Source organism: Duganella kummerowiae (assembly GCF_053572355.1).
In genome coordinates this window covers 235,937-256,905 of sequence record NZ_JBKFEH010000015.1, presented here as the reverse complement: position 1 = coordinate 256,905, position 20,969 = coordinate 235,937, and the positions used below count along the sequence as shown (strand labels likewise).

At 69.4% G+C, this 20,969-nt stretch carries 16 protein-coding genes; 4 read left to right on the top strand and 12 right to left on the bottom strand.

What is annotated here, in order from left to right:
- Window positions 1–2 precede the first annotated feature (2 nt).
- On the bottom strand, window positions 3–428 hold the full coding sequence (locus ACLB1G_RS20820) for a PIN domain-containing protein (protein ID WP_491629149.1): 426 nt from the start codon (window positions 426–428) through the stop codon (window positions 3–5).
- A 319-nt stretch (window positions 429–747) separates the two neighbouring features.
- Window positions 748–1,872 (bottom strand): PA0069 family radical SAM protein, encoded by a 1,125-nt coding sequence (locus tag ACLB1G_RS20815; RefSeq protein ID WP_491629218.1) that lies wholly within the window; start codon window positions 1,870–1,872, stop codon window positions 748–750.
- A gap of 249 nt (window positions 1,873–2,121) precedes the next feature.
- Here ACLB1G_RS20815 and ACLB1G_RS20810 point away from each other — a divergent pair, with 249 nt between their 5' ends.
- The 4 genes from ACLB1G_RS20810 to ACLB1G_RS20795 are packed head-to-tail and all read left to right on the top strand — an operon-like array spanning window position 2,122 to window position 8,086.
- Window positions 2,122–2,730 (top strand): DUF2760 domain-containing protein, encoded by a 609-nt coding sequence (locus tag ACLB1G_RS20810; protein ID WP_491629148.1) that lies wholly within the window; start codon window positions 2,122–2,124, stop codon window positions 2,728–2,730.
- Window positions 2,727–4,571, top strand: a complete 1,845-nt coding sequence (locus ACLB1G_RS20805) for an Hsp70 family protein (protein WP_491629147.1) — start codon at window positions 2,727–2,729, stop codon at window positions 4,569–4,571. The genes ACLB1G_RS20810 and ACLB1G_RS20805 overlap by 4 nt, the downstream gene beginning before the upstream one ends.
- A 20-nt stretch (window positions 4,572–4,591) precedes the next feature.
- Window positions 4,592–7,426 carry an Hsp70 family protein gene (locus ACLB1G_RS20800; RefSeq protein ID WP_491629146.1) on the top strand — a complete coding sequence of 945 codons (2,835 nt, stop codon included), beginning with the start codon at window positions 4,592–4,594 and terminating at the stop codon, window positions 7,424–7,426.
- Between the two features lie 27 nt (window positions 7,427–7,453).
- Window positions 7,454–8,086, top strand: coding sequence for a carbonic anhydrase (locus ACLB1G_RS20795; protein WP_491629145.1), 633 nt, complete (start codon window positions 7,454–7,456; stop codon window positions 8,084–8,086).
- Here ACLB1G_RS20795 and ACLB1G_RS20790 read toward each other — a convergent pair.
- The 10 genes from ACLB1G_RS20790 to ACLB1G_RS20745 all read right to left on the bottom strand — a co-directional run bounded on the left by ACLB1G_RS20790 (window position 8,083) and on the right by ACLB1G_RS20745 (window position 20,842).
- Window positions 8,083–11,052, bottom strand: a complete 2,970-nt coding sequence (locus ACLB1G_RS20790) for a sensor histidine kinase (RefSeq protein WP_491629144.1) — start codon at window positions 11,050–11,052, stop codon at window positions 8,083–8,085. The genes ACLB1G_RS20795 and ACLB1G_RS20790 overlap by 4 nt on opposite strands.
- Window positions 11,052–11,669 (bottom strand): tRNA-uridine aminocarboxypropyltransferase, encoded by a 618-nt coding sequence (locus ACLB1G_RS20785; RefSeq protein ID WP_491629143.1) that lies wholly within the window; start codon window positions 11,667–11,669, stop codon window positions 11,052–11,054. Before ACLB1G_RS20785 ends, ACLB1G_RS20790 begins: the two co-directional genes overlap by 1 nt.
- Before the next feature lie 47 nt (window positions 11,670–11,716).
- The gene (locus tag ACLB1G_RS20780) at window positions 11,717–13,435 is read right to left on the bottom strand and encodes a methyl-accepting chemotaxis protein (protein WP_491629142.1); all 1,719 of its coding nucleotides are present in this window, start codon (window positions 13,433–13,435) and stop codon (window positions 11,717–11,719) included.
- Between the two features lie 102 nt (window positions 13,436–13,537).
- Window positions 13,538–14,572 (bottom strand): type VI secretion system protein TssA, encoded by a 1,035-nt coding sequence (tssA, locus tag ACLB1G_RS20775; RefSeq protein ID WP_491629141.1) that lies wholly within the window; start codon window positions 14,570–14,572, stop codon window positions 13,538–13,540.
- 11 nt (window positions 14,573–14,583) lie between these two features.
- Window positions 14,584–17,175, bottom strand: a complete 2,592-nt coding sequence (gene tssH / locus ACLB1G_RS20770) for a type VI secretion system ATPase TssH (RefSeq protein WP_491629140.1) — start codon at window positions 17,173–17,175, stop codon at window positions 14,584–14,586.
- On the bottom strand, window positions 17,172–17,633 hold the full coding sequence (gene tssE, locus ACLB1G_RS20765) for a type VI secretion system baseplate subunit TssE (RefSeq protein WP_491629139.1): 462 nt from the start codon (window positions 17,631–17,633) through the stop codon (window positions 17,172–17,174). Before tssE ends, tssH begins: the two co-directional genes overlap by 4 nt.
- Before the next feature lie 90 nt (window positions 17,634–17,723).
- A complete protein-coding gene (locus ACLB1G_RS20760) occupies window positions 17,724–18,215 on the bottom strand; it encodes an Hcp family type VI secretion system effector (RefSeq protein WP_491629138.1) in 492 nt (163 codons plus the stop codon).
- 30 nt (window positions 18,216–18,245) lie between these two features.
- Window positions 18,246–19,727, bottom strand: coding sequence for a type VI secretion system contractile sheath large subunit (tssC, locus tag ACLB1G_RS20755; RefSeq protein ID WP_491629137.1), 1,482 nt, complete (start codon window positions 19,725–19,727; stop codon window positions 18,246–18,248).
- A gap of 1 nt (window position 19,728) precedes the next feature.
- Window positions 19,729–20,229, bottom strand: coding sequence for a type VI secretion system contractile sheath small subunit (gene tssB, locus ACLB1G_RS20750; protein WP_491629136.1), 501 nt, complete (start codon window positions 20,227–20,229; stop codon window positions 19,729–19,731).
- 16 nt (window positions 20,230–20,245) lie between these two features.
- Window positions 20,246–20,842, bottom strand: a complete 597-nt coding sequence (locus ACLB1G_RS20745) for a tetratricopeptide repeat protein (RefSeq protein WP_491629135.1) — start codon at window positions 20,840–20,842, stop codon at window positions 20,246–20,248.
- Window positions 20,843–20,969: the final 127 nt, after the last annotated feature.

The window sequence follows — 20,969 nt, the reverse complement described above, 5'->3', positions numbered from 1 at the left end:
CGTTAGCGCTGCGAAGCGCAGGCTACTGGCTTGATATTAACCACAACACCACCCACCAGCTCGTACGGAACATGCACATTAGCAGCTCCCAAGCCGCCAAAATCGTTTGGATCGCGCGTGATGATGGTCCTGCTTAGACCGAGAGCCGTCGCCCGTATGATGCAATCCGGTAGCTTTTTCTTGGTCCTGCCGCGCAGGTCGGCGCTCATTTCCATGATGTCCACATCAGTCTGCAGCACCGCTATCCCGATGTCCGCCAAGGCAGCATTCAGTTCGGCGCGCTCTATTTCATTCATTTTGCAGCACGCCTCCATCCAACTTATGGTGCTGATGACAGCGTCCTCATAGCTACCAAGCTCGTTAGTTGCAGCCTGGATGCCTCGAAGATGGTCGATGAGTATATTGGTGTCAAAAAGGACTATGGCCATTCCGCCCTCAGTTCTATTTGGTACTGAAGGCCGTCTGGAATATCGGTCCGGTTCCGCCACATGCCATGCGTCGACATCAGCCTGGCAATGCGGGCCTGGCGTCTGGCCTCTTTCGCTTCGGGCGTGTCGGCAGCACCGGGGGCCGGACCTGCATGGTCCACTGCGGACTTGGCCTGCAGCGTCCCGGTCCAAGTTCGGATTTGCCGACCCAGTGCTTGGGCGGCCAACTTGTTGGCCTGTCGCCCACTGATCCAGCGTGTGACTGCATGCTTTTTTCCGTTCAGGCCAGTCATGATCACCTCCCTCTCTCACCAACATTCTAGAACAGGTCCAGTTGCCCTGCTCCGCCGGGGCGGGACTTGGCGCTGGCGGCGGGAATGATGGGCGGCCGGCGGAACTGGCTGGTGTCCATGGCGTGGAAGCGGCTGCTGTGGCTGAGGTTCAGGCCCAGCCTTGCGGTGGCGATCTTGAAGCGCTGCCTGATCATGTCCGCCCACACGCCCTCGCCCGACATGCGGGTGGCGAAGTTGCTGTCGTAGTCCTTGCCGCCGCGCATTTCGCGCACCCGGTTCATCACGCGCTCGGCGCGTTCCGGGAAGTGCGCTTCCAGCCATTGCCTGAACAGGGGCGCCACTTCCCACGGCAGCCGCAGCACCGTGTAGTGGGCGCTCACCGCGCCGGCATCCCTGACCGCCTCCAGCAGCCGTTCCAGGTCCGGCTCGGTCACGAAGGGGATGACGGGCGCGATGCTGACGGCCACCGGTATCCCGGCCTCGGTCATGGTGCGTATTACCCGCAAGCGCCGCGCCGGGGCCGCCGCGCGCGGCTCCAGGGTGCGCGAAATGGCCGGGTCCAGCGTGGTCAGGGTGACGGCCACGCCGGCCAGGCGCCGGGCCGCCATGGGCGCCAGGATGTCGATATCGCGCTCGATCAGCGAAGACTTGGTGATCAGCCCGACCGGATGCGCGCATTCCTGCAGCACTTCCAATACCCGGCGCGTCAGGCGCAGCTCGCGTTCGCAGGGCTGGTAAGCGTCCGTGTTCACCCCCAGCGCAATCGATTCCGGCACATAGGACGGCTTGGCCAGCTCGCGCCGCAGCAGTTCGGGCGCGTTGACCTTGGCGTAGATGCGGGTCTCGAAATCCATGCCGGGTGACAGGCCCAGGTAGCTGTGCGTGGGACGCGCGTAGCAATAGATGCATCCATGCTCGCAGCCACGGTAGGGATTGAGCGAGACGCCGAAGGGAAGGTCTGGCGAGGCGTTGCGGCTGAGTATGGTCTTGGCGTACTCGTCCGTTACCTGGGTTTTCAGGGCCGGGGCCTCGTCTTCCTCGCGCTCCCAGCCGTCGTCGACTTCCTCGCGGCCGTTCACCTCGAAGCGCCCCTGCAGGTTGGAGACGGCGCCGCGCCCCTTGCGCGCCTGCAGCGGCTTGAGCGGCAACATGGTCTGTTCCACACCCGGTTCCAGATTGTTTTCATCCACTGCCATCGCCGCCGTCCTCGACACCAATACTGTACATGCATACAGCATTCTATGCCGCCCTTGCGGCGCTTTCAAGGTAAAACTGCGTCGAACTGGTATCATGCGCACAAATCTCCGGGCCCTGCGCCCTCTTTCCACAGATAACCGGCCAGGACGCCCGCCTTCCATGCGGGGCGGCGTCCCGGCTTGTACCCGTTCAGTGAGCATGAAATGAACAACCAAAACAATTCGAACCAAACGCCGCCATCCTTCTTCAGCCGGATTTCCATCGCCATCGGCGCCTTTTTCCGCGCCCTGTCCGACGCCGAGTACGCCGGCCGCCTGGCCGGTATCGACGACCTGCCGGCGCCGGCTGCCGCGCCGGTAGCGCCGCCTGCACCTGCACCTGCACCTGCACGTGCCCCCGCCCCGGCTCCCGCTCCGGCCCCGCTGCGCATCGCCACGCCAGACGCCGCCCTGCAGCTGCTCAACCTGTTCCAGCGCGAAGCCCGCCTGATCGACTTCACCCAGGAAAACCTGGCCGCCTATTCCGACGCCGACATCGGCGCCGCCGCCCGCGTGGTGCACGAGGGTTGCGCCAAGGTGCTGCGCGAACACTTCACCATCGCACCGGTGCGCGCCGAGGCCGAAGGCAGCCGCGTGGTGCTGGAGGAAGGCTTCGACGCCGCCGCCGTGCGCCTGACCGGCAACGTGGTCGGCAAGGCGCCTTTCCGCGGCACCCTGAGCCACCGCGGCTGGCGCTCGTCCAGCGTGCGCCTGCCCAAGCTGGCCGAGGCCCACGACGCCTCCATCCTGGCCCCGGCGGAGGTGGAACTGTGAGCGATCCGCGCTACGCCATCGGCATCGATCTGGGCACCACGCACAGCGCCCTGTCCTATGTGGACCTGGGCGCCAGCGATGGCGAGAAAACCACCCAGGGCGTGCTGGCCATCCCCCAGCTGACCGCGCCCGGCACGGTGGAAGACCTGCCGCTGCTGCCCTCCTTCCTGTACCTGCCGCACCCGGACGAACTGGCGGCCGGCGACTTGAGCCTGCCGTGGGCGGAGGTCCCGGGCCAGGCCGGCGTGGCCGGCGAAATGGCGCGCAGCCGTGGCGCCACCACGCCCATCCGCCTGGTGTCCAGCGCCAAGAGCTGGCTGTGCCACCCCGGCGTGGACCGCCGCGCCGCCATCCTGCCCAATGACGCGCCGGAGGAAGTGGCGCGCGTCTCGCCGCTGCAGGCCTCGACCCGCTACCTGTCGCACCTGCGCCAGGCCTGGGACCAGGCCCATCCGGAAGCGCCGTTCGGCCAGCAGGCCATCACGGTCACGATTCCGGCGTCGTTCGACCCGGGCGCGCGCGAACTGACGGCCGAAGCGGCCAGGGCGGCAGGCTACGACCAGATCACCCTGCTGGAAGAGCCGCAGGCTGCCCTGTACAGCTGGATCCAGGGCAGCGAGGGCCGCTGGCGCAAGGAAGTCAAGCCGGGCGACATCATCCTGGTGGTGGACGTGGGCGGCGGCACCAGCGACTTTTCCCTGATCGCCGTGCTGGAACGCGACGGCGTGCTGGAGCCGCACCGGGTCGCCGTGGGCGACCATATCCTGCTGGGCGGCGACAACATGGACCTGGCGCTGGCCCATCTGGTGGCGCGCAAGCTGGCCGCCAACGGCACCCAGCTCGACGCCTGGCAGCTGCGCGCCCTGACCTACGGCTGCCGCGCGGCCAAGGAAAACCTGCTGTCCGACGCCAGCGCCGAGAGCTGGCCCATCGTGGTGCCCAGCCGTGGCTCGAAACTGATAGGCGGCTCGATCCGCACCGAACTGACCCGCGACGAAGTCAAGACCTTCATCCTGGACGGCTTCTTCCCGCAGGTGGAAGCCTCGGCCCGTCCGGCCGTGCGCACCCGCGCCGGCCTGACCCAGCTCGGCCTGCCGTACGCGCAGGACGCCGCCGTCACGCGCCACCTGGCCGCTTTCCTGGGCCGCCAGCTGGGCGCCACCAGCGAGCTGGAAGGCTATGCCGGCCGCCAGAGCGCCGACGCCACCTTCCTGCATCCGACCGCCGTGCTGTTCAACGGCGGCGTGTTCAAGTCCGAGCTGCTGGCCCAGCGCGTCATGGCCACCATCAACGACTGGCTGTACATGGAAGGCGCGGAGCCGGCCCGCATGCTGGGCGGCGCCGACCTCGACCTGGCGGTGGCGCGCGGCGCCGCCTACTACAGCTACGCGCGGCGCGGCGCCGGGGTGCGCATCCGTGGCGGCACGGCGCGTTCCTACTATGTGGCCATCGAGTCGGCCATGCCGGCCATCCCGGGCATGGAACCGCCCATCCAGGCCCTGTGCGTGGCGCCCTTCGGCCTGGAGGAAGGCAGCGAAGTCGAGCTGCCCAACCAGGAATTCGGCCTGGTGGTGGGCGAGCCGGTGCAGTTCCGCTTCTTCGGCTCCTCGGTGCGGCGCCAGGACCAGATCGGCGACCTGCTCGATTTCTGGGGCCCGGACGAGCTGCAGGAAATGAACGAGATCCGCGCCGACCTGCCCGCCGACGGCCGCCAGCCGGGCGACGTGGTGCAGGTGCGCCTGCACGCCATGGCCACCGAATCGGGAACGCTGGAACTGCTGGCGGTGGCCAAGGATGGCCAGCGCTGGAAGATCGAGTTCGACGTGCGCAGCGCGGGCTGACCACTACCGGAGCAGGCGCGGTGAGTTCTTACATCGTCAGCATCGACCTGGGCACCACCAACACGGTGCTGGCCTATGCCGAGCCGGGTACGCAGCAGGTGCGGCTGTTCGATATCGAGCAGCTGGTGGCGCCGGGCGAAGTGGCGGCCGCACCGCTGCTGCCCTCGCTGCGCTACCACGCGGCCGAGGGCGAACTGGCGAACGGCGAGCTGCAGCTGCCCTGGTCCGGACAGGACGTGGCCGGATTGCAGCGGGTGGCGGTGGGGCGCCTGGCGCGCCAGCTGGGTGCCCAGGCGCCGGGACGGCTGGTGGCCAGCGCCAAGAGCTGGCTTTCGCATCCGGGCGTGGACCGTTCCGCGCCCATCCTGCCGTGGGGCGCCGGGGACGAGGTGCCCAAGGTGTCGCCGGTGGCGGCCAGCGCCAGCTACCTGGCGCACCTGCGCGCGGCCTGGAATACCCGCTTCCCCAGGCATCCGCTGGAACGCCAGCAGCTGGTGCTGACCATCCCCGCCTCCTTCGACGAGGGCGCGCGCGCCCTCACGCTGGAGGCGGCGCGCATGGCCGGGCTGCCGTCGCTGCGCCTGCTGGAGGAACCGCAGGCCGCCTTCTACGACTGGCTGCTGCGCCACCGCGCCACCTTGGCCGACGAACTGGCGCACACGCGCCTGGCGCTGGTGTGCGACGTCGGCGGCGGCACCACGGACTTCAGCCTGATCCAGGTCGCGCTGCAGGATGGCGAACCGGTGATCAGCCGCATCGGCGTCGGCAGCCACCTGATCCTGGGCGGCGACAATATGGACCTGGCGCTGGCGCACCTGGCCGAGTCGCGCATGGGCGGCGGCGAGAAGCTGCCGGCCAGCCGCTTGTCGCAGTTGACGGAGCGCTGCCGGGCCGCCAAGGAAGTGCTGCTGGCAGCCGATGCGCCCGAACGCACCACCGTCACCCTGCTGGGCGCCGGATCGCGCTTGATCGGCGGTACCCGCAGCGCCGAGCTGACCCGCGAGGAAGTGGCCGGCCTGGTGGTGGACGGCTTCTTCCCCCTCAACGAAAGCCGGGAGCCGGCCAGGCGCAGCCGGGGCGGCATCGTCGAATTCGGCCTGCCCTACGCGGCCGACGCGGCCATCACCCGACACCTGGCGGGCTTCCTGGCCTTGCACGCGGATGCGGCCCGCGCCGCGCTAGGGCTGCCGGCCGACAGCCCCGTGCCGGTGCCGGACACCCTGCTGCTGAACGGCGGCGTGTTCCGCGCCGACGCGCTGGCGCGCCGCCTGCAACAAACACTGGAGGGCTGGCGCGGCCAGCCGCTGCGCCTGCTGCACAACGATAATCCCGACGTGGCGGTGGCGCGCGGCGGCGTGGCCTATGCGCTGGGCCGGCAAGGGCTGGCGCCGGTGATAGGCGGCGGCTCGCCGCGCGCCTATTTCCTGGTGCTGGAGCAAGGCCAGGGCAAACCCGGCCGCGCGGTCTGCCTGCTGCCGCACGGCACCCCGGAGGGCCGCGAAGTGCTGCTGGCGGAGCGCGTGTTCGCCCTGCGCCTGGGCCGCCCGGTGCGCTTCCACCTGGTCTCGTCCCTGTCCGGGGACGCGCTGGCGGCCGGCGCGCTGGTGGACCTGGACCAGGGAGAATACGACGCGCTGCCGCCCATCGCCACCGTGCTGCGCGATGCGGCGGACGCCGGCGCCCGGCGCGACATCCCGGTGCGCCTGGCCGCCACGCTGAGCGAGGTCGGCACGCTGGAAGTGCATTGCGTGTCCGACCAGGAGCCGGGGCAGCGCTGGCAGCTGGAATTCCAGCTGCGCGACAGCGGCGAGGCCGCGCCATCCGATGAAGTCCGGCTGCCGCCCGGCGCCCCGGCCGCGCTGGAAAAAATCGAGCGCATCTTCGGCAGCCGCGCGCAGCAGGTCGACCTGAAGGAGGTGCGCCAGCTGCGCGCCCAGCTGGAACACCTGCTGGGCAGCCGCGAAAGCTGGAGCACGCCGCTGCTGCGCCGCCTGTTCGACGCCCTGCTGCAGCGCGCCAAGGGCCGCCGCCGCTCGGCCGAGCACGAGCGGGCCTGGCTCAACCTGTGCGGCTATTGCCTGCGTCCCGGTTACGGCTATGCGCTGGACGAGTGGCGCATCGAGCAGCTGTGGGCCCTGTACGAAACCGGCGTGCAGAACCACAAGGAGAACCAAGTCTGCGCCGAATGGTGGACCATGTGGCGGCGCGTCTCCGGCGGCCTGCCGGTGGAAGCCCAGCTGCGCGTGCTGGACGATTTCGCCTTCAACGTACAGGCCGATGCCGCCGAGCGCGGCCGCCGTCCGGTCACCCTGGTCAACGGCGGGGAGGAAGACATGCTGCGCCTGGGCGCATCGCTGGAACGCATCCCCGGCAGCTACAAGGCGGAAATCGGCGCCTGGATCCTGGGCCAGCTGCAGGCCGCCACCCGGGCCGGCGCCAAGGCCGCCGCCAACAAGAGCCGCGGCGGCGCCGGCGACGCCGTCCGGGCCGAGGCGGCGCAGGGCCGCTTCCTGTGGGGCCTGAGCCGGGTCGGCGCGCGCCAGCCCTTCCACGGCAGCGCGCACGACGTGGCGCCCACGCCCACGGTGGAGCAATGGCTGGACGCCATCCTGGCGTTGGACTGGAAAAAAACGGAACCGGCAGGCTACGCCGCCGCCCACCTGGCGCGCATGACGGGCGACCGCGCGCGCGACATCAACGATACCTTGCGCGCCGAAGTGCTGCGCCGCCTGGCCGCCAGCGGCGCCCCGCCGCACTGGAGCACCATGGTGCGCGAAGTCCACCAACTCGACCAGGCCGAGGAAAAACGCCTGCTGGGCGATGCACTGCCGCCCGGACTCAAATTGATACACTAACCATCAGAGCGACCATAAGAGGCCCCCATGCGCGATATCATCAACGGTTTTCTCCGCTTCCAGAGCGAGGTTTTCCCGGCACGCAAAGAGCTGTTCAAGACCCTGGCGCACGGACAGACGCCCAAGGCGCTGTTCATCTCCTGTTCGGACAGCCGCATGGTGCCGGAGCTGGTCACCCAGCGCGAACCGGGCGAGCTGTTCGTGATCCGCAACGCCGGCAACATCGTGCCCTCCTTCGGCCCAGAGCCGGGCGGCGTCAGCGCCAGCGTGGAATACGCGGTGGCGGCACTCAAGGTGTCGGACATCGTCATCTGCGGCCACTCCGATTGCGGCGCCATGAAGGCGGTGGCCACCTGCGCCTGCCTGGACCACATGCCGGCCGTCAGGCACTGGCTGCACTACACGGACGCGGCCCGCATGATCAACGAATCGGACAACCATCCGGATGAACAGGGGCGCATCGACGGCATGGTGCGCGCCAACGTGGTGGCCCAGCTCAACAACCTGCGCACCCACCCTTCGGTGGCGCTGGCCATGGCCCAGGGCCGGCTGACCCTGCACGGCTGGGTCTACGATATCGAGACCGGCTCCATCGATGCGCTGGACGCCGCCAGCGGACGCTTCATCCCGCTGGCCGAACACCCCTCGGCGGCCGGCTAATTCCCCTGCGCCGCCGGCAGCGGCAGGCTCAGGGTCCAGGTGGTGCCGCCGGGACCCGAGGCCAGCTCCAGCCGGCCGATGGCGGCGGCGCGCTCGCGCATGCCGCGTATGCCCCAATGGCCTGCCGCCGTGCCGGTACGCATCACCTCGGGCGGCATGCCGCGTCCATCGTCGGCCACCGCCAGCAGCAGACGGCCGTCCCGCAGCGCCAGGCTCACGCTGATGGCGCGGGCCTGGGCGTGCAGCAGCGCGTTCCACACCGCCTCGCGGCAGATGGCCAGCACGTCGCCGGCCAGACCGGCTTCCAGCGCCACCGCCTCTCCCGTCGGCGTCACATCGAAGCTTATTCCGCGCTCCTGCGCCAGAGGGGCGCCAAAGTCGCGTATCGCATGGGCCAGCGCCGCCGTGGTGGGCGCCGCGCCGCGCAGGCCGGCCACCCGGTCGCGCCCTTCCTCCAGCAGCGCGTTGGCGGCGTCCAGCGCCTCCTCCAGCGGCTGGCGCTGGGCCGGCGGCAGCCGCCGTACCGCCACGCCCATCTTCAGGATCAGGCCATATACCGACTGCAGCAGGGTGTCGTGCAGCTCGCGGGCGATGCGTTCGCGCTCGGCCAGGCGCCCGTTCATGCGGGCCGCCACCTGGTGCGCCACGCGGCGCAGGCGCAGCACGTGCAGCAGCCACAGTGCGCCCAGCACCGCCAGGCCGCACAGCACGCGGAACCAGGCCGTCTGCTCCAGCCCCGGCAGGATCTGGAACGACAGCGCCGCGCCCTGCTCGTTCCACACGCCATCGTCATTGGAGGCCAGCACGCGGAAGCGGTAGCTGCCCGGCGCCAGGTTGGTGTAATGGGCCGAGCGCTGGCCGGACGCGTCCTGCCAGCCGTGGTCCACGCCCTCCAGCTGGTAGCGGAAGGCCATGCGTTCCGGCGCGCGCAGGCTGAGCGCGGTGAACTCCAGGTTCAGCTCCCTGCTGTGAGGCGGCAGCCGCATGCCCTCCAGCGCCGCGTAGTCGCGGCCATTGGCGCTCAGGCCGGTGATGTACACGGGCGGCACATGCCGGTTGCGCGGCAGCGCCGCCGGGTCGATGCAGTAGGTGCCGCCCATGGTCGAGAACCACAGCCTGCCGTCGCTACCGCGCACCGCCGACGGCATGGGCGTGATGGGGCTGGCGGTGCCCTGCAGTCCGTCGCGGTAGTCGTAGCGGGCGAACTGCACCCGGTAGCCGGGCTCGGTCAGCGCGCGCCGCAGCTGGTCGGGCGCGATCGCGGATATCCCGGCGCCGCCATTGATCCACAGCGTGCCGTCGGCCGCCGGCACCAGGCCGGTGGTGCCGGCAAACGGATCGCCGCCGCGCCCGGTGATGGGAAGCACGCGCCGCCCATCCACGTAGGCGATGCCATTTTCGCCCCCCACCCAGGCGCCATCGGCCGTGGGCAGGATGGCCAGCACGGTGCCCAGCCGCAGGCCGTCGGCGCTGCCGTAGCGCCGCAGTGCGCCGCCCTCCAGCACGACCAGCCGGTCGCCGGTGGCGCCGAACCACATGCGCCGGCCGTCGCCCGCCACCACCGGCGGGTACAGACCCGCCAGGCCGGACACGCCGCCATTTTCCAGCCAGACGCCGTCGCGCAGCGTGTACAGGCCGCGCCGGCCCAGGCTGACCCACAGCGCGCCAGCGCCATCGCTGGCCATGGACAGCACCGGCGCGCGCATGGGCTCGGCCAGTCCCGGCGGCAGCGGCACCGCCTCGCGCCGGCCATCGCGCACCAGCCACAAACCGCCTATGCCGCCGCTCCACAGCCGGCCGTCTGGCGCCTCGTGCAGCGCCGAGGTCAGGTCGGCCACGGACGCGGGCGGCGCGAACGCCACCGGCGCCGCATCGGGACCGGCCACGGCGTAGCGGTCCACCCAGGCGCCGCCCCGGGCCCGCGCTGCCAGCGGACGGGCGCCGCTGATGTAGCGCGGCAGGGCCAGTGGCGCCAGGCGGTAGTCGCGGAAGCGGTCCAGCCCATTCTCGGTACCGATCCAGATATTGCGCTCCCTGTCCTGGAACACGGCAATGCCATGCACGCCCGACAAGCCCTGTTCGGCGCCGGTGCGCTGCCGTCCCCCGGCGCCCGCCACGCGCGCGACGCCGGAATAGTCGGGCTGCCACAGGTTGCCGGCGTCATCGAAGCCAAAGGCGCTGATCTTGTCCTGTGTGTCCCAGCCGCGCTCGCTGCCCGGCGGGCCCGCCAGCCAATGCAGGCCGGGCCGCAGCATGTCGGACGACCATACGCTGCCGTTGGGGTGCAGGGCCAGCTTGCCATAGCCCTGCACCGGCTCGCGGTGCAGCTCGAAGCGCGCCGCGTGCGGCGCCAGCGTGTAGATGGCCTGGCTGGCGCGCACCCACAGCACGCCGCCGCGGTCGCGCAGCAGGTCGATGACTTCCGTCTCAGGAGCCCCCATCGCGGCGGCCGGCTTGCGCCAGGCGCCATCGTCCCCCAGCAGGTACAGGCCGCGCCCGCCCAGCCACAGGCGGCCATCGGCGTCGCGCCCCATCGCCAGGACCGCACCGCCCGGCATGCCCTGCTCGCCGACGCGGAAATGGCGCATGCGGCCGCCGGCCATCACGCTGGCGCCGCCGTACTTGTAGCCCACCCACAGCGTCCCGTCGGGCAGCAGGCCGAGCCCCGCGATGCTGGACGAGAGCTGGGCCTGCTCGCCTGCGGCGCGCTGGAAGCGTACCCCGTCAAAGCGGAACAGGCCGACCGAGCTGCCTATCCACAGCCAGCCATCCGGCGTCTGGGCGATGCCGGTGATGCCGGTCGGGGCGCCTTCCTGCGCGGTCCAGCTGGAGTGCTGCATGCCGATGATGGGTTCCGGCGCGGCGGCCGGGGCCGCGCCGACCAGCCGGCAGGCCAGCACCATGGCGGCAGCCAGCACGGACGGGCGCAAGGCGCGGAACAAGGGGAACAAGCGGCGCCCGTTCATCAGCAGGCACGCGCGGCGTGGCCCTGCGCGGCCAGCTGGGCCACGAAGCCGTCGAAGGCCGCGATCAGCGGCCGGTACTTGGCCTCGTCGCCCTCCAGCCGCGCCAGCGCGTAGGCGGTGGCCTCCAGCGTGGATAGCTGGTCCGGCAGGTGGGCCTTGCGTATCAGGTAATGCGAGGCCGGCATGGCGCGCAGCGGCAGCCGTGGCAGCGCGGCCAGTTGGGGATTCAGGTGCAGCATCTTGCGGCTCTTGCGCCAGGTCCCGTCCAGCACCACCAGGCGCAGCCGCTGTGGCGCGTCCAGCCAGGCCGGGTCGCAAGGTGGCCCATCGTCGCCCGGATACAGCAGCAGCGGATGCGCATCGCCGCCCAGCCACTGCGCCAGCTGCGCTGGCGCGAACTGCTCTCCCACTTCCAGCCGGCTGCGCGCCAACCCCAGGTGCAGCAGGCGCGCGCTGCCCTTGGCGTTGGCCACCTCCATGGGATGCTGCAGGATCAGGACTTCGGGCAGGTTATCGGTGCGCGCTATCCAGCGGCAGATGCAGGTGCGCTGTGCACGCAGGCAGGCGGGACACAGCGCCCGCTGCGGAGGCAAAGAAGGGTAGGCGCTGGCGTTCATGGTACGCCATTGTACCCAAGCGCCACCAGCCCCGCATCAGACTCTTATCAGAACTCTTCCCAGCCGTCGTCCGAGGAGGCTGCCACTGGCGCCCTGGCGGCCGCCGTGCTGGCGGCCGGAGCCCGGGCCTGCCGGACCGGCGCCGCCACCGCCGGCCGCTTGACCTGGGCCACCACCGCTTTCGGCACCTCGTGGTGGCTGGCGGCAGGGGTGAGCGCCACCTGCGCGGCGTCCAGCTTGAACACGCTGACCAGCTGCGCCAGGCGCGCCGACTGGTCCTGCAGCGACTCGGCCGCCGCCGCCGCTTCCTCCACCAGGGCGGCGTTCTGCTGGGTCACCTGGTCCATCTGCGAGACCGCCATGTTGACCTGCTCGATGCCGGTGCTCTGCTCCTCGCTGGCGTGGGTGATCTGGTTCATGATCTGGGTCACGCGGCTGATGCTCTGCACGATTTCGTCCATGGTCTGGCCGGCCTTGTCGACCAGCTGCGAGCCCTGCTCCACCTTCTGCACCGAATCGTCGATCAGGCCCTTGATATCCTTGGCCGCCGAGGCCGAGCGCTGCGCCAGCGTGCGCACTTCCGAAGCCACCACGGCGAAGCCACGGCCCTGCTCGCCGGCGCGCGCCGCTTCCACGGCCGCGTTCAGGGCCAGGATGTTGGTCTGGAAGGCGATGCCGTCGATCACGGAGATGATGTCCACGATCTTGCGCGAGGATTCGTTGATGGAGCCCATGGTGTCGACCACTTCGCCCACCACGGCGCCGCCCCGGCTGGCGATCTCGGAAGCGTTGATGGCCAGCTGGTTGGCCTGGCGCGCATTCTCGGCGTTGAACTTGACGGTGGACGTCAGTTCCTCCATGGACGAGGCAGTTTCCTCCAGCGAGCTGGCCTGCTCCTCGGTGCGCGAGGACAGGTCCAGGTTGCCCGACGCGATCTGGGTGGAGGCAGTGGCGATGGTCTCGGTGCCGTCGCGCACCTGCGCCACGATGTTCACCAGGCTGGTGTTCATGGTCTTCAGGGCCGACATCAGCTGCCCGGTTTCATCCTTGCTGGAGACCCGGATGTCACTGGTCAGGTCGCCCGAGGACACGGTCTGCGCCACCCGCACCGCGTAGTTGAGGGGGCGGGTGATGGTGTGCGTGATCCACCACGCGGACGACACCCCGATCGCGATGGCCGCCACCCCCAGCAGTATCAGCAGCGTGCGGCCGCTGCGGTACTGGGCCTGTATCTGCTGCGCCGATTCATCCAGGATCTGCTGCTGCTTCTGGGCGAACTTCTGCAGCGCGGCCAGGTAGACCTCGCGCTTGGGCGACATGTCGCTGTCGTAGATCTTCCTGCCGCGCTCCATGTCGCCGGCCGCCTTGGCCGCGAACAGCTCCTTGCGGGCATCCGTATAGGCCTTGCGGGTGCTGAGCACATCGCCGAACAGGGCCTTGAGTTCCGGATTATCTTCGCTCTTGGCGATCTGGTCCTGGATCTCGGTGGCGCGCGCGGAGGACGCCGCCATCAGCTCTTCCAGCGCCTTCTGGCTGGCGGGGTCGCTGACCATCCAGGCGCCCATGGTGCGCGCCGCGTTCACCTCGATTACGGTGCGCCATTCCGTGATCAGGCGCTCGTCGCGGATCTGCTCGCGCACCATGTCGTCGGTGAGGGCGCTGGCGCTGGAGAGGCGCAGCAGGCCGATGGCGGTCATGGCGACCAGCAGCAGCAAAATCAACGAGAAACCAAGCCCGAGACGGGTGCCGATCTTCAGATTGTTCATGGTGCTTTCCTGTGGTTGGAAATACTGTTCGTTCATGCTAGCACCATTCACGTGCAATTCCGCGCTAAGCGCGGAAATGTTGCCTATTGGATACAGCAACACTTAGCTGTCTGTTGTGTCCGCGCCAAGCAGCTCCTCCAGGGCCCCGAGCGTGCTTGCATCCTTGACCACGGCGCGCAGCCACACGTGCAGCGGCATCTCGCCCCAGGCGGCCGCTTTCTCGGCCATGTAGGCCACCGGACTGTGCGGCTCGGTGCGGCGGAAGAAATCCGCGACCTGGCGCAGCTGTACCAGGGCCTGGGCGCGTGCGCGCGGCGCGCCCGCGGCGTCCCGTGCCGCAGGCGCCAGCTGGTCCGGAACCCCGGCCGCCGCCAGCACCCCGGCCGGGGTGAGGAACTCCAGCGCAGCCTGCAGCGCCTCGCGCGCGGCGCGGAACGCCGGTCCGTCCGCCCCCAGGCGGCGGTCCAGCACCTGCTCCAGTCCCTCCAGCGCCGCCAGGCAGTATTCTGCGTCGGCGTGCTGGGCGGCGCTGTAGGCCGCGCCATTGCGGCGCCGCGCCGCCTCCATGCGCGCCAGCGCGGCGGCGGCCTCGCCGTGCCCGCCATACGGATCGCCGTACGGCTCACCGCTCTGCTGGCCGGGATCGGCTGCGGCGGCCACACGCTGGCGCGCCGCCTCGATATCGAGCATGCTGCAGGAGCCATCCTCCGCCACCGGCATGGCGCGCACCAGCACCGGTGTGCGCGCCAGCAGCCAGTGCAGGTTGCCGATGCGCTGCTCCTGGTCACCCTCCTCGGGCAGCGGATGGAGGCCGTCCCAGTAATGCTCGCACAAGCCGGTCAGCACGGCATAGCCGTCGCCCAGGCCGCGCAGGCCGCGCGTGTGCGCCAGGGCTTCGGCCAGCCAGGCCGCCAGGCGCAGGTCCTTGCTGCGGCTTTCGATCAGGCGCGCGCTGCGCGCCGCCACCAGGTTCCAGTCGGCCTCCCTGAGCGCCACCACCCATTCGCCCTGGTCCAGGGTGGGATCGTCATGCATGCGCGCCTTGGCGATCTCGTCCACTTCCTTGCTGAAGCTGATGTCCTCACCGCAGGCCGATTCGGCGCTGACCGGCAGCAGCAGTTGCGCAACGCTGAACATGGCGCCCCCCCTTATTTAACGGTGTATTTGAACTGGCCCTGGCGGCTGGCGCCGGCCTTGATGCGGGTCACCGGTTCGCCCTGCGCCATGCGCGCCAGCACGGCGTCGGCAATGTCGGGCAGCAGGCTGCCATTCAGGATGTGGTCGACGTTGCGGGCGCCGGAATCGACCTCGGTGCAGCGCGCCAGCACGGCTTCCACCAGCGCCGCATCGTGGCTGAATTCGGCCCCGTGGCTGGCGGCGATGCGCGCCGCGATGCGGGCCAGCTTGAGTTCGATGATGCCGGCCAGGATAGTGTCCGGTATGGGATAGAACGGCACCACCTTCATCCGGCCCAGGAAGGCGGGCTTGAAGTGCTTGACCAGCTGCGGGCGCAGCAGCTGTTCCAGGGCTTGCGGGCCGGGACGCTCGGCCTCGGTCTCGTTGAGGCAGGCCTGCATCACGGCGCCCGAGCCGGCGTTCGAGGTGGCGATGATGATGGTGTTGCGGAAGTCGATCTCGCGCCCCTCGCTGTCGTCCATCACGCCGTTGTCGAACACCTGGAAGAACAGTTCGCACACGTCGGGGTGGGCCTTTTCGATTTCATCGAGCAGCACCACGCTGTACGGGTTGCGGCGCACCGCCTCGGTCAGCACCCCGCCCTCGCCGTAGCCCACGTAGCCGGGCGGCGAGCCTTTCAGGCCGGACACGCTGTGCGCCTCCTGGTACTCGCTCATGTTGATGGTGATGAGCTTGCGCTCGCCGCCATACAGCAGCTCGGCCAGGGCCAGCGCGGTCTCGGTCTTGCCGACCCCGGACGGCCCGGCAAACAGGAACACGCCCTGCGGCTTGTTGGGATCGTCCAGGCTGGCGCGCGCCGTGCGCACGCGCTGCGCCACGGCGGCCATGGCATGGTCCTGGCCCAGGATGCGCCGCTGCAGCGCTTCCTGCAGGCCGAGCACGGTGCGGATGTCATCGGCCACCATCTTGCCGAGCGGGATGCCGGTCCAGCCGGAAACCACGGCGGCCACGGCGGCGCCATCGACTTCCAGCGGCACCAGCGGCGCATCGCCCTGCAGGTCAGCCAGCTCCGCCTGCGCTGCCTGCGCCGCGCCCTCGTCGCCACTGCCGCGCAAGCGTTCGATGTCGGCCACCAGGCTGCGCTCGCGCCGCCAGCGCGCGCTGTCGGTTTCGTGGCCGGCCTGCAGCGCGGCGTGGCTGTCGCGCAACTGCGCCAGGCGGCGCTGGTTGCGGCTGCCGCCATCGCGTTCACGCTCGGCGGCGGCAATCTCGCCGTCCAGGCGCGCCAGCCGGGCTGCCGCCAGTTCCAGTCCGGCCGGCATGCCGTCGCGCCCCAGGGCCACGCGGGCGCAGGCCGTATCGAGCACGCCGACCGCCTTGTCCGGCAGCTGGCGGCCGCTCAGGTAGCGCTGCGACAGCCTGACCGCTTCCATCACCGCCTCGTCGCGGATGCGGATGCCGAAGTGGCGCTCCATCAGCGGCGCCATGGCGCGCAGCATGGCGCACGCCACTTCCTGGTCCGGTTCCTCGACCTTGACCACCTGGAAGCGGCGCGCCAGCGCGGCGTCCTTCTCCACATACTTCTTGTATTCGCTCCAGGTGGTGGCGGCGATGGTGCGCAGTTCGCCGCGCGCCAGCGCCGGCTTGAGCAGGTTGGCGGCGTCGCCCTGCCCGGCCGCGCCGCCGGCGCCTATCATGGTGTGGGCCTCGTCGATGAACAGGATCACGGGATGCGGGCTGCGCTTGACTTCGTCGATGACGGACTTGAGCCGGTGCTCGAACTCGCCCTTGACGCTGGCGCCGGCCTGCAGCAGGCCCAGGTCCAGGGCGTGGATGTGCGCGTCCTGCAGCGGCGCCGGCACCTGGCCGGCGGCAATGCGCAGCGCCAGCCCTTCCACCACGGCGGTCTTGCCGACCCCGGCCTCGCCGGTCAGGATGGGATTGTTCTGGCGCCGCCGCAGCAGGATGTCGGTCAGCTGCCGGATTTCCGCTTCGCGCCCTATCACCGGGTCCAGCCTGCCCTGCGCCGCCTGGGCCGTGAGGTCGCTGGTGTACTGCTCCAGAGCGGGGCTGCGCGGCTGGCCGGCCATCTGCGCCAGCGGGTCGGGCGCGGCCGCTTGCGCCACTTCGTCCGAGCCCTGCGTGTATTTGTCCAGCTGGTGCTTGATCTCGTCGATGCGCAGGCGGCCCAGCAGGGGCGAGGCGCGCAGCGCCAGCTGGGCCAGTTCCGGCTCGGCCAGCAGCGCCACCAGCAGGTGGGCGCTGCGGATGCGGTCCGGCTGCGGCAGCGCCAGCGAGGCGATCAGCCAGGCATGTTCCAGCAGCAGCGGCAGCGGGCGCGCGAACACCGGGGTGCGTTCGCTGCCCGTGCGGAAGCGGGCGATCTCGCGCCGCAGGTCGTCCTCCAGCGCCGCCGGGCTGACGTCGCAGCGGCGCAGTATCAGCACCAGGTCGCAGCGCTCCTGTTCCAGCAGCGCCAGCAGCAGGTGTTCCAGCTCCACTTCGTACTGGCCCAGCCCGACGCAGATGGAAGCGGCGCGGGTGGCGGCCAGGCGGGTGGAGTCATTCAGTTTGCCGATCAGGGTTTTCAGGTCGATGCTCATGCTGTCGCTCCGCGCGCGCTAAGATTGATCGAATAATGCAGGGTGGATGGCTGCAGCACCGCGTCGAAGCTGACCGCCTCGGCCCCGCCGCTGGCATGCAGGGCGGCGCTGATGGCGAAGCTGACCCGGTTGATGGACCCGGGCTGGTGCTGCAGGCGCGCCTCGACGCCGCGCAGGCGCGGCTCGTGCCGTTCTATGGCCAGTCGCAGGCTGGTGCAAATACGGGCCCGGTCGTCGGCGCTGCCCAGGCACATGCCGGCGAAGTCCAGCAGGCCGTAGTTGGCGATCGAGGCAGCGCATTCGGGATAAGGCAGCAGCATGGCCTCGGGCAGCACGGCGCGGGTGTTGAGCAAGTCTTCCAGGTCGCGCGCCACGGCGTCCTTCAACTGGTCCAGCGTCAGCGGGCCCTCGGCGCCGCCCAGCAGGCGGTCGAACAGGCCGGGGAGATAGCCGGTCATGATAGCCCTCGCATAAAAAAAGCCAGGCCGGGCGGCCTGGCCAAGGGGTAGCGCCTGCGGCTGCCATTCCGCAGGCGCCGGGAGGTCGGTTCAGGCCACGCGGTTGGCCGACAGATCCCAGCCGCCGGAGGTATTGCCGCCGGCGCCGCCGGTGATTTTCTGCTGGGTGTATTTCCAGCGCACCTTGGAGAATTTCAGGCCCACGTCCTCGCCCAGGATGTCGCCTTCCTGCACCGACGGCGCCACCGTACCGATCAGGACGTTCTCGATCTCGATCTCGAAGTACTTGACGCGCTGGCCCTGGGCGTCGGCGCGCATGAATTCAAACTTGGCCTTGGGGATGGTCTTGCCGGACGCGCAGGTTTGCAGCAGCACCGGCGTGGCCAGGTCGGCCAGCTTGGTGAAGATGATTTCGCTGTGCTCGCAGCGCTCCGCCGTGTGGCCGCCGCCGGTGGAGGCGGTGGCGGACTTGGGCTGCGACACATCCCAGCTGACCGATTTGCACTCTATCCAGTCCTTGTGGGTGTCGTCGGCGGATTCGCCCTTGATGCCGTCGATTTGCAGATATACGTCGATTGCCATGCTGTGCTCCTTAGGGTTTGCTTTGGTTGGTTAATTGGTCGATTTCGGCAACTCCGCGACCAGTCGGAGCGAAACGGACAGCTCGTCAAGCTGGAAGTGCGGGCGCAGGAAGGAAACGGCGCGGTACACGCCCGGCCGCCCGGGCACTTCCTGCACCTGCACCGAGGCTTCGCGCAGCGGGAACTGGGCCTTCTGTTCCTGGCTGGCGTTATCGTCCAGCAGCACGTACTTCATCAGCCAGCGGTTCAGGAAGTCCTGCACGTTGGCGGCGGCGCTGAAGCTGCCGACCTTGTCGCGCATCATGGCCTTCATGTAGTGCGCCACGCGCGAGACCGCGAAAATGTATTGCAACTGCGACGACAAGACCGCGTTGGCGTTGGCCGCGTCGGTATCGTACTTGCGCGCCTTCTGGGCCGACTGCGCGCCGAAGAAGGCGGCGTAGGCGGTGTTCTTGCAATGCACCAGCGAGATGAAACCAAGGTCGCTCAGCTCCTTCTCGCGGCGGTCGGTGATGGCCACCTCGGTCGGGCACTTGAGCGCGATCTCGCCCTCGTCGGTCTTGAAGGTGTGGGTGGGCAGGTCGTCCACCAGGCCGCCGCCTTCCACGCCGCGGATGGCGGCGCACCAGCCGTGCTGCCCGAAGGCCTGGGTCAGGCGGGCGCCAAAGGCGTAGGCGGCGTTGCACCACAGGTATTTGTGGTGGTCGCTGCCATCGACTTCCTCGACGAAGTTGAAGCCTTCCACCGTGGTGCCGTCCACCGGGTTGAACGGCAGCCGGCCCAGGAAGCGCGGCAGGGTCAGGCCAACGTAGCGCGAGTCTTCCGATTCGCGGAAGGCCTTCCACTTGGCGTATTCCACCGTATCGAACACCTTGGACAGGTCGCGCGGCTTACCCAGGTCGCCGAAGGTCTCCAGGCCGAACAACTCGGGCGAGGCGGCCGCCACGAAGGGCGCGTGGGCGGCGGCGGCCACGTGCGACATCTGCTCGATGAAGTACATGTCCTCGGGCTGGCGAGAGATTTCGAAGTCGCCCACCAGGGCCGCGAACGGGGCCCCGCCAAAGGTCCCGAATTCCTCCTCGTAGACCTTCTTGAACATGCTGCTCTGGTCGAACTCCAGCGCGCTCTGGAAGTCCTTCACCAGTTCGCGCTTGGTGGCGTTCAGCATGCGGACCTTGAGATGGGGGCCGGTGGCGGAATTGCGCACCAGGTAGTGCAGCCCGGTCCAGCTCTGCTCCAGCTTCTGGAACTCGGGCGCGTGCAAGATGGCGCTCAGTTGCGACGAGATCAGGCGGTCCAGCTCCGCCACGCGCGCATCGAGCGTGGCGCTCAGGCTGGCCGACACCACCACCGTGCCATCGAGCACCTGCCGGGCCAGTTCCGCAATCAGGTCGCGCGCCCGCGCATGTTCGACGCTGGACTTGGCCACCTTGCTTTCCTCGACGATCTGGTCCAGCAGCGACACTTGCTGCAGCGGCGCGCCGGCCGCCGATGGATGCAACAGGGCCGACATGTCAGCACTCCTTGCCGGCGCCGAGGCTGGCCAGCTTGTCGGTGTTGTTCAGGACCTCGGTAAGGATGTCTTCCAGCTTGTCGTTGCCGGCCAGCTTGTTACGCAGGTCGGCCAGCTTGGTGCGCGCCTCCAGCAGCCTGGCCAGCGGCTCGACCTGCCGCACCAAGGCCTCGGGACGGAAGTCCGCCATGGCCTTGAAATTGAGCTCGACCGCGAAGCTGCCGCCTTCCGCATCCAGCTTGTTGGGAGCCTGGAAGCGCGCCACCGGCGCCACGCCGGCCAGCACCTCGTCGAAATTGTCGCTGTCGATATTGACGAACTTGCGCTCCTTGAGGCGCTTCTGGACGGCCCCGGGATGCCCCCCGAAATCGCCCACCACGCCGACCACGAAGGGCAGCTCCTTGTTTTCCAGCGCGTCGCCAATTTCCACATCGTAGGTCATCTGCACGCGCGGGGCACGCACCTTGGTCAGGCGCTTTTGTACACTGTCGCTCTTAGCCATGGCTGCTCCGTGAGGGTTATTTGAGGCCGCCGAAGGGATCGGTTCCCGCTTGCGCATTGGGCCTGGCCGGGACCGGATTGGACGCCGTGGCGGCCGCTTTCCTGGCCGGCGAAGCCGGCTTGCGGTTGGGGGCGGCCGGCGGCACCAGCACCTCCTCGCCCAGCGCGCTGCGCAGTACCCGCGCCAGCTCCTGGGCCTCGGAGCGCAGCGGGCCGTTCAGGTTGTTCTGCTGGCTCAGGTCCGACAGCGCCCTGGTCGACAGCCGCAAGCCGCTGACGGCCACGATGCTGTTGCCCAGCTTGTCGACCGGATCGCGCTGCAGCGCCTCCAGCGCGTTGCCGATGGCGTCACCGTAGTTGTTCTGGTCGAACTTGAGCTGGGCCAGGCGCAGCCAGGGCGCCTTGTCGGCAGGGTAGCTGGCGGCGGCCGCCTTCAGCATGGCCTGCGCCTTGTCGGCCTGGCCGGCGGCAATCGCCGTGTCGGCGTCGGCCAGCGAGCGCTCCAGCGGCGGCGCGGCGGGTTTGTCGTTGCGCACCAACGCACCGTCGGTAGCGCAGGCCGACAGCAGCATGGCGCAGGCCAGTGCCGGCGCATATCGTGTCAATGTCTTCATCTTGGCTCCACTGTTGAACTGGACAGGAGGGCCATTATTCCCACAAGCTTCATCGATGGGATTGCGCTGGCACAAGCCCGGGCGCAAATCCACCATGCTTGCGCAGACGCAAGTACAGGCTGGCGCG

Excerpts from the sequence above, each read along its gene's own strand:
- ACLB1G_RS20820 (WP_491629149.1), bottom strand. The coding sequence starts at position 428 with ATGGCCATAGTCCTTTTTGACACCAATATACTCATCGACCATCTTCGA.
- ACLB1G_RS20815 (WP_491629218.1), bottom strand. The coding sequence starts at position 1,872 with ATGTTGCCGCTCAAGCCGCTGCAGGCGCGCAAGGGGCGCGGCGCCGTC.
- ACLB1G_RS20810 (WP_491629148.1), top strand. The coding sequence starts at position 2,122 with ATGAACAACCAAAACAATTCGAACCAAACGCCGCCATCCTTCTTCAGC.
- ACLB1G_RS20795 (WP_491629145.1), top strand. The coding sequence starts at position 7,454 with ATGCGCGATATCATCAACGGTTTTCTCCGCTTCCAGAGCGAGGTTTTC.
- ACLB1G_RS20790 (WP_491629144.1), bottom strand. The coding sequence starts at position 11,052 with ATGAACGGGCGCCGCTTGTTCCCCTTGTTCCGCGCCTTGCGCCCGTCC.
- ACLB1G_RS20785 (WP_491629143.1), bottom strand. The coding sequence starts at position 11,669 with ATGAACGCCAGCGCCTACCCTTCTTTGCCTCCGCAGCGGGCGCTGTGT.
- ACLB1G_RS20780 (WP_491629142.1), bottom strand. The coding sequence starts at position 13,435 with ATGAACAATCTGAAGATCGGCACCCGTCTCGGGCTTGGTTTCTCGTTG.
- tssA (WP_491629141.1), bottom strand. The coding sequence starts at position 14,572 with ATGTTCAGCGTTGCGCAACTGCTGCTGCCGGTCAGCGCCGAATCGGCC.
- tssH (WP_491629140.1), bottom strand. The coding sequence starts at position 17,175 with ATGAGCATCGACCTGAAAACCCTGATCGGCAAACTGAATGACTCCACC.
- tssE (WP_491629139.1), bottom strand. The coding sequence starts at position 17,633 with ATGACCGGCTATCTCCCCGGCCTGTTCGACCGCCTGCTGGGCGGCGCC.
- ACLB1G_RS20760 (WP_491629138.1), bottom strand. The coding sequence starts at position 18,215 with ATGGCAATCGACGTATATCTGCAAATCGACGGCATCAAGGGCGAATCC.
- tssC (WP_491629137.1), bottom strand. The coding sequence starts at position 19,727 with ATGTCGGCCCTGTTGCATCCATCGGCGGCCGGCGCGCCGCTGCAGCAA.
- tssB (WP_491629136.1), bottom strand. The coding sequence starts at position 20,229 with ATGGCTAAGAGCGACAGTGTACAAAAGCGCCTGACCAAGGTGCGTGCC.
- ACLB1G_RS20745 (WP_491629135.1), bottom strand. The coding sequence starts at position 20,842 with ATGAAGACATTGACACGATATGCGCCGGCACTGGCCTGCGCCATGCTG.